This is a genomic window from Reyranella soli, from assembly GCF_007992495.1.
Taxonomy (GTDB): domain Bacteria; phylum Pseudomonadota; class Alphaproteobacteria; order Reyranellales; family Reyranellaceae; genus Reyranella; species Reyranella soli.
Genome location: NZ_BKAJ01000239.1, coordinates 1 through 7,060, shown reverse-complemented (window position 1 = coordinate 7,060; position 7,060 = coordinate 1). Strand labels below are relative to the sequence as shown.

The following is a 7,060-nucleotide window of genomic DNA, read 5'->3' as shown; positions in this document are numbered from 1 at the left end:
CTCCGCTAACCCTGGAACCGCTTCTCCAGCGCCTGCCAGCGCTCGTTTTCGAACAGCGACCAGAGCTGGCCATGGTCCAGCATCTGGTTGGCCATCGCCGCCGTGTTGCCCGTGGCCTTGAGCGAGCCCAGCAGGTCCTGGCCGACGCGCGCGAACAGGCGCGTCAGCGAATTGGGATAGATCGCAACCTTGAAGCCGAGCTGTTCCAATTTGGGAAACGGCAGGATCGGCGTGCGGCCGCCTTCGACCATGTTGGCGAGGCACGGCGCCCCCAGACGCTTGGGCACCTCGGCGAGGTTGGCCTCGCTGGGCGGCGCCTCGACGAACAGGATGTCGGCGCCAGCCTCGCGATAGCGCGCGGCCCGTTCAAGGGCGGCCTCAAAGCCTTCCGAGGCGATGGCGTCGGTGCGGGCCACGATCATGACGTCGGCATCGACACGGGCATCGGCCGCCGCCTTGATGCGCTGCTCCATCTCCCGTGACGACGCGACCTTGCGCCCGGGCTCATGGCCGCATTTCTTGGGCCATTCCTGGTCCTCGAGCTGCACGGCGCTGACGCCAGCCCGCTCGAACTCGCGCATGGTGCGGATGACGTTCAGCGGACCGCCGTAGCCGGTATCGGCGTCGGCGATCACCGGGATCGCCACCGAATCGCAGATGCGCCACACGCGATCGAGTATCTCGCCGAAGCTCAGCGCCCCCATGTCCGGCGCTCCCAGCGCGCTCATCGAGACCCCCGAGCCCGTGATGTAGGCCGCGTCGAAGCCCGACACCTCGACCAGTCGGGCGCTGATGCAGTCGTAGCAGCCGGGCGCCACGACGATGCCCGGCGCTTCCATCCGACGGCGCAATGCGCGATGTCGCGTCGGGGTGTCCTTCAAGCCGGTCGGGTAGGCGGCGTGTCGTTCGGTACTCATGCCAATGGACTCATGGAGGTGCACTCATGTGTTGCGGCAGCCACAACGCGATCTCGGGCCAGAATACCAGCATCACCAGCAGGATGAACATCAGGAGGTGGAACGGGACGGTGCCCCAGACGATGTCCGAAAGCTTGCCGTCCCAGATGCTCTGGATCACGAACAGGTTGATGCCGATGGGCGGCGAGATCTGGCCGAGCTCGATGAACAGCACCAGGATGATGCCGAACCACACCGGGTCGATGTGGTACTTCAGCAGCACCGGATAGAGCAGCGGCACGGTGATCACGATCATGCCCAGGCTTTCGACCAGGCAGCCGAGGATCGTGTAGAGGATGAACAGGGCGAAGAAGAATTCGAGCCGCGACAGGTTGAGGCTCACCATCCACGAGGTGAGCTGCTCGCCCACGCCTGCGACGCTGATGGCATAGGAGAAGACGAAGGCGGTGTAGACGATCAGCAGGATGTTGCCGCTGATCATCACCGCCGAGGTCATGGCGGTGCGCATCTCCTTCCAGCCGAGCCGTCCCCAGATCGACGACACGACGACGGCCGCAAGGCAGCCCACGGCGGCGGCCTCGGTCGGCGTCACGAAGCCGAAATAGAGGCTGCCCATGGTGCCGCCGATGACGATGGCGAACGGCAGCAGATCGGCCAGCGCCTGGCCGAACTCGGCGAGGTTCTGCGGCCCCTTCTCACGCGGCGCGATCTTGGGCCGCAGCAGGGCGTGCACGAACACGTAGAGCATGAACAGCCCGGTGAGCAGCAGCCCCGGCACGATGCCTGCCATGAAGAGCTTGGACACCGAGGTCTCGGTGAAGGTGCCGTAGACGATCATGGCGATCGACGGCGGGATCAGGATGCCGAGCGTGCCGCCCGCCGCCAGCGAGCCCGCCGCCAAAGGCCGGTGGTAGCCGCGCTGGATGAGCTGCGGCAGGGCGACCGTGCCGATGGCGGCCGCGGTCGCCACCGAGGAGCCCGAGATCGCCGCGAACAAGGCGCACCCCGCGATGTTGGTCTGCAGCAGCCCACCCGGGATCACGCAGACGAGCTTGGAGAGCCCGCGATAGATGCGGAAGCTCAAGCCGGAATGCTGCATGATCTCGGCCATCAGGATGAACAGCGGGATCGCCGTCAGCGCGAAGCTGTTCATCGAGCCCCAGCTCATCAACCCGATGCCCTTCAGCGCCGGCACGCCGCCATGCAGCAGCAGGTAGACGATGGCCGGCACGCCGATCGCGAAGGGGATGGTCATTCCTGCGGCCAGGAGGCCGAGGAAGATCACCAGGACGACGGCGACTTCGAGACCGGGACTCACGCGACGAGCTTTCGCACGTCGTCCACGATCGACTTGGCGAGCGCCAGCAGCAGCATAGTGGCGCCCAGGATCATGACGCTCTCCGGGATCCAGAGCGGCGTCGCCAGCACAGTGCTGGCCATGGCCTCGCGGCGGTACGAGCTCATGACGAACTGCAGGAAGTACCAGTCCGTGATCGCGATATAGGCGAAGGCCAGGACGTTGAAGATCAGCGCCGACAGCGCCTGGCCGCGCGGGCCGAGCCGCATCTGCACCATCTCAACGCGGTGGAAGGCGCCGCGGCTCTGGCACAGCGCGAGACTGAGGAACGACACGCCGACCAGCAGGTAACCGACCAGCTCGTCGGAGTGCTCGGTCGTGCTGTTGAAGACGCTGCGCAGCAGGATCTCCGCCAGCATCAGAATGGCCATGCCGGCCATGCAGAAGGCCGACGTCCAGAGGCTCGCCCGCTCGAGCAGATCGAGCGGACGATCTTCAGCGGGCTGGGACATCAGCGACCCAGCGCCTCGCGCACCTTTTTCAGCGCTTCCTGCGTCTCCGCGCCCTTGGGCTTGGCCCACTCGTCCCAGTAGCTCGCCATGCGGTCGGCGCCGCGCTTGTAGTCCTCCGGCGTGGCCGTGGTCTGGACCATGCCCTCGGCCTTGCGCTTGGCCTTCTCCTCGCCCTCCTCGGCAAACAGCATCTCGGTCATCTTGGGCGACAGCTCGACGATCGCCTTGGTCAGCACCTCGCGCTGGTTGGCCGGAAGCTTGGCGAAGGCTTCCTTGTTCACCGCGATATTGGCCTCGAAATAATTGAGGCCGATCTCATAGCAGTACTTCAGGAGGTCCTTCCACACCTTGCCCCCGCCGGCATTGGCCGTCAGCACGCCGTCGACCACGCCGCGCTCCAGTGCCGACGGCACCTCGGCGCCGCTGACCGTGAGGCCGTTGGCACCGAAGCGCTTCAGGAACTCGATCTGCTCGGGCGAGGTGGCGCGGATCTTCTGGCCCTTGAACTCGTCGAGCGAGGTGAGCTTCTTGCTCGACCAGGCGATCTGCAGCGGGAAGTAATAGGTCGAGAGCACCGTCGAGCCGCGCTTGTCGTAGGCCTTCTCGACGTAAGGCTTCATCACCGCCAGCGCCTTGTCGAACTCCTGGCGGTTGGTGATCAGCATGGGCAGCCGCAGGATGCCGGTGATCGGCACGTTGCCCTGCTGCATGCCGTCATCGCCGATCTGGATGACGTTGTCGCCGACCGCCGTGGTGATGTCGGTGCCCTTGATGGTGAGCGAGCCGCCGAGGTGATATTTCAGCTGCAGGCCGCCGTTGGTCTCCTTGGCGACCCGCTCGACGATCTCCTGGAACACCTTCGCCGGCGCGAGCGTCGCGGCCGGCACGTAGGTGTAGACGATCCAGGTCGTCGTCTGTGCGCGCAGGACCGCAGGTGCCGCAACGGATCCGGCGGCAAGAACGGCAAGCGTGTGACGACGCGTGATCATCGATTGTTCCCCCAAGCTGTTGCTTGAGGGAACCTTAGACCTTCAGCGCCGCGCCCGAATACATGGGCCTTCCGCCTACCGGTTGGTCGTCATCCAAAACAGCCTGGAGCCCGACGGTCGATCTTATCGGTCCGCTCGACCGACATAGAGCAGCTTGCCGGTCGCTCGTTCGCGATAGACATCGAGATGATCCTGACGCCCGAGATATTCGAGGGTCTCGTCCATTTCGCCCTTTGATACGTAGCGTAGCGTCTGCGATGCCGATCCTTCGTATCGCCACCCTTCCGGCGTGAACAGTTGCGTCTCCACGCTGCCGATCAGACGGCAGGCGGCCACGCTGCCCGCCTCACCGCCCATTTGGCCCACTTCCAGCCAGTCGCACGGCGTGAGCAGGCCGGCCCACTGATCGACGATCGCGATGTCCTTCGCTTGACCGTCCTTCAGGAAGCGCAAGCCCTTCCTCTCGAGCACGGCGATGTACCGATCGACGTCTTCCCTGGTCATGAAACCGACCCGTGCGAGCTCGTTGTCGCAAGTCAGCGACTGGTTCAGCACGCCCTCGCGGAAATCTTCCCAACCGCCATCGTGGCGCGCCTTGATGGCATCGGCGCGCACGATGACCGAGAAAGCCTCGACCAGCACGGGCATGGTCAGGCGGCCTTGACCTCGCGTTCCGCCTTGAGCGCCCGCACCGTCTGGCGCAACGCGTGCACCGTCTTCTCGATCTCCGCGCCGCCGTGCGTCGCCGAGACGAAGCCGCCGGGTGCGCCCATGATGTCGACGCCGTGGCTCATCAGGCCCATGCGGATCTTGCCGGTGAGTGCGCCCGACTTGGCGCCCTTCAGCTTGGCGAAGCCGAGCTTCAGCGGATCGAAGGTCGCGGGGTTGACGTCCTCGCCGGTCGGGTTGGGATAGATCAGGAAGGCCGAGGAATCGCCGTAGACGCCCCACGGCACGCTCTCCTCGATCAGCACCTGACGCAGCGCCGCGCGCAGCTCGGCCGCCGTCTTGTTGGCCTTCTCGGCCAGGTCCTCGTCGCGCACCAGCGACAGCGCCGTCACCGCCGCGGCGGCCGACAACGGGTTGGCGTTGTAGGTGCCGGGATGGGCGATCTTGTCCCGCTTCTTGGCGGCCGATGCCGCGTGATCGATCTGGTCGAGGATCTCGCGTTTGCCCGCGACCGCGCCGCCCGGCAGGCCGCCGGCCACGATCTTGGCCAGGATGCAGAGGTCAGGCGTGATGCCCAATGCCTTCTGCGCGCCGCCCGACGACCAGCGGAAGCCGGTGATGACCTCGTCCATCAGCATGACCACGCCGCGCTTGGCGGTGACGTCGCGGATCGCCTGCACGAAGCCCGGCGGCAGCGGCACTTGGCCCCACGAGGCGCCCGACGGCTCGAACATCACGGCGGCGATGTCGTCGCGGCTTTCGAGCAGCTTGACCGTCGCGCCGACATCGTCGGTCGGCATCAGGATGCTGAGATCGGTGACGCTCTGCACGACGCCCGGGACCGACGAGCCATCGTAGTTGGAGGTGGCACCAGCGGCGACGTTGTCGTGCCAGCCATGGAAGTGGCCGATGAAGCGCACGATCTTGTCCTTGCCGGTGTAGGCGCGCGCCAGGCGAATCGCCATGTGCGAGGCCTCGGTGCCCGACGCCGTGAAGCGCACCTTCTCGGCCGACGGGATCAGCTCGCACACCAGCTCGGCCCAGCGCACCTCCAGCTCATGGCTCGAGCCATAGTGGGTGCCGAGATCCATCTGGCGTTTCACGGCGTCGATGACGGCGGGATGCGAATGACCGAGCAGCATGGCGCCGTGGCCGCCGAAATAGTCGACGTACTCGTTGCCGTCGACGTCCCACTTGCGCGGCCCCTTGGCCTTGGCGACATGAATTGAATAAGGGTCGAGATAGCGCGCATCGTGCGTGATGCCGCTCGGCAGCACCTTGCGGGCGCGCTCAAACAGCGCACCGGAGCCCTGCGTACGGGCCTTGTAGTCGGTCACGATCGCCGAGTTCGTGGCTGATTTCGTCGGTGCTGCGCTGCTCATTTGCCCTCACTTTGCTAATGGCTGAGCATCGCAAGCCTCGCTTGCCTCGCCAAGGCCCGAAGCCCTATGGTCCGCCACTTTTTCGCGAGACTGGAGCCTGCCTTGAACGCCCCCTCGAACGCCAAGCCGCGCGGCCGTCAGTTCTTCAACAATCCCGGCCCCACCAACATCCCCGACCGGGTCCTGCGGGCCATGGACCGGCCGGTCATGGACTTCATGTCCGACGAGTTCGTGGCCATCCATCATGCCTGCCATGCAGGCGTGAAGCGGGTGCTGAAGACCGACCAGGGTCTCTACATGTACAACGCGAGCGGCCATGGCGCGTGGGAAGCGGCCCTCGCCAACCTGTTCGCGGCCGGCGACACCGTGCTGATCATCGAGACCGGCTACTTCTCGCTGGGCTGGGCCGAGATGGCGGTCAATCTCGGCATCAAAGTCGAGACCATTGCCGCCGACTGGCGCAAGGGCGCCGACGTCAGCAAGGTCGGCGAGCGCCTGGCCAAGGACAAGGCGCACGAAATCAAGGCGGTGCTCTGCGTCCACAACGAGACGGCGACCGGCATGGTCCTGCCGCTCTCCGACATCCGTCGCGCCATCGACGAAGCAAAGCACCCCGCCCTGCTCTTGTCGGACACCATCTCCTCGCTGGCGTCGATCGAGTACAAGATGGATGCCTGGGGCATCGACGTCACCGTCGGCGGCAGCCAGAAGGGCCTGATGTTGCCCACCGGCATGTCGTTCACAGGGGTGAGCAACAAGGCGCTCGACGTGGCGCGCAAGAACAAGGCGCCGCGCCACTACTTCCATTGGGAGCTGATGAACGGCCGCGCGCCGCAGAAGTTCATGGGCACCGCGCCGGTGCACATGTTCTTCGGCCTGCAGGAGTCGCTCAAGATGCTCGAGGAGGAAGGTCTCGACGCGGTGTTCGCGCGTCACGCCCGCCTCGCCGAGGCGACGCGCGCCGCCGTGCGCGCCTGGGCTGCGGATGGCAAGGGCCCGCAGCTCTACGGCCAGTCGCCCGACCGGCTCTCCAACTCGGTGACGACGGTGATGATGCCGGAAGGCGTGAGCTCCGACCCGCTACGCAAGGTCGCCATCGACCGCTACAACCTGTCGCTCGGCGGCGGGCTGGGGCCGCTGATGGGCAAGGTGTTCCGCATCGGCCACATGGGCGATCTCAACGAGCCCATGCTGCTGGGCTGCCTCGCCACCACCGAGCTCGCGATGAAGACGGCCGGCGTACCGTTCAGCCCCGGCGGCGTCGACGCCGCGATCGACTCACTGGCGTCATGAT

At 65.9% G+C, this 7,060-nt stretch carries 7 protein-coding genes; 1 reads left to right on the top strand and 6 read right to left on the bottom strand.

Features of this window, described 5'->3' with window-relative positions:
* Nucleotides 1–5: 5 nt before the first annotated feature.
* The 6 genes from RSO01_RS43750 to RSO01_RS43725 all read right to left on the bottom strand — a co-directional run bounded on the left by RSO01_RS43750 (nt 6) and on the right by RSO01_RS43725 (nt 5,766).
* A complete protein-coding gene (locus RSO01_RS43750; RefSeq protein WP_147156907.1) occupies nt 6–917 on the bottom strand; it encodes an isocitrate lyase/PEP mutase family protein in 912 nt (303 codons plus the stop codon).
* Nucleotides 918–927: 10 nt separating this feature from the next.
* Nucleotides 928–2,235, bottom strand: a complete 1,308-nt coding sequence (locus tag RSO01_RS43745; protein WP_147156906.1) for a TRAP transporter large permease — start codon at nt 2,233–2,235, stop codon at nt 928–930.
* Nucleotides 2,232–2,726, bottom strand: coding sequence for a TRAP transporter small permease (locus RSO01_RS43740; protein ID WP_147156905.1), 495 nt, complete (start codon nt 2,724–2,726; stop codon nt 2,232–2,234). Before RSO01_RS43740 ends, RSO01_RS43745 begins: the two co-directional genes overlap by 4 nt.
* Nucleotides 2,726–3,715: a TRAP transporter substrate-binding protein DctP gene (gene dctP / locus RSO01_RS43735; protein ID WP_147156904.1), complete on the bottom strand. Its 990-nt coding sequence runs from the start codon at nt 3,713–3,715 to the stop codon at nt 2,726–2,728. Before dctP ends, RSO01_RS43740 begins: the two co-directional genes overlap by 1 nt.
* 123 nt (nt 3,716–3,838) lie before the next feature.
* A complete protein-coding gene (locus RSO01_RS43730; protein WP_147156903.1) occupies nt 3,839–4,363 on the bottom strand; it encodes a hypothetical protein in 525 nt (174 codons plus the stop codon).
* Between the two features lie 2 nt (nt 4,364–4,365).
* On the bottom strand, nt 4,366–5,766 hold the full coding sequence (locus RSO01_RS43725) for an aspartate aminotransferase family protein (protein WP_147156902.1): 1,401 nt from the start codon (nt 5,764–5,766) through the stop codon (nt 4,366–4,368).
* A gap of 102 nt (nt 5,767–5,868) precedes the next feature.
* Here RSO01_RS43725 and RSO01_RS43720 point away from each other — a divergent pair, with 102 nt between their 5' ends.
* A complete protein-coding gene (locus RSO01_RS43720; protein WP_246159220.1) occupies nt 5,869–7,059 on the top strand; it encodes a pyridoxal-phosphate-dependent aminotransferase family protein in 1,191 nt (396 codons plus the stop codon).
* Nucleotide 7,060 lies beyond the last annotated feature (1 nt).